Source organism: Microvirga sp. P4_G7 (genome assembly GCF_056401005.1).
The window spans coordinates 1-919 of the sequence record NZ_JBFUKD010001025.1 but is presented as its reverse complement, the minus strand read 5'-3'; the positions used below and the strand labels follow the sequence as shown (position 1 = coordinate 919).

The 919-nt window shown below is 62.8% G+C and carries 1 protein-coding gene; it reads left to right on the top strand.

Annotated features, from left to right (window positions below; genetic code table 11):
• Window positions 1–919: argininosuccinate lyase (gene argH, locus AC1DT3_RS22755; protein WP_477467432.1), on the top strand; the 919-nt coding region annotated here is incomplete at both ends.

Genomic DNA, 919 nt, shown 5'->3' with positions numbered 1-919 from the left:
GGGCATCATCGCAGAAGCCGACCGCGACGCCATTCACGCCGGCCTGCAAAGAGTGCTCGGCGAAATCGAGAGTGGAAGTTTCACGTTCTCCAAGGCACTCGAGGACATTCACATGAATGTCGAGAGCCGCCTGCGCGAGATCGTGGGCGAGCCTGCCGCGCGCCTCCACACCGCCCGCAGCCGCAACGACCAAGTCGCCGTCGACGTGCGACTTTGGGTCCGCGACGCTCACGACCGGACGGACGAGCAGATCACACGTCTCATCAAAGCGCTGCTGGACAAGGCCGAGCCTCATGCGGCAACCGTCATGCCGGGCTTCACGCATTTGCAGAGCGCGCAGCCTGTGACGTTCGGTCATCATCTGATGGCCTATGTGGAGATGTTCGGCCGCGACCGCAGCAGGATCCGCGATTCCCGTAAGCGCCTCAACGAGTCTCCCTTAGGAGCCGGAGCGCTCGCCGGGACGTCGTTCCCGATCGACCGCCATGCGACGGCCAAGGCTCTCGGCTTCGATGGGCCGACGCGCAATTCCCTCGATTCCGTCTCCGATCGCGACAGCCTCCTTGAATTCATGGCGATCGCTTCGATCAGCGCCATGCATTTGTCGCGCCTGGCGGAGGAAATCATTCTTTGGATGTCTGCCCCGTTCGGCTTCGTGCGACTTCCGGATCGCTGGACGACCGGGTCGAGCATGATGCCGCAGAAGCGCAATCCGGACGCGGCCGAACTGGTGCGTGGGAAGGCCGGCCGGATCTTTGGCTCGCTGATGGCCGTCCTGACGATGATGAAGGGTCTTCCGCTGACCTATTCCAAGGACATGCAGGAAGATAAGGAGCAGCTCTTCGACGCTGCCGACACCATCGAAATCGTGCTCGCCGCGATGACCGGCATGATCGAGGACATCGAGCCGGTGCCCGAG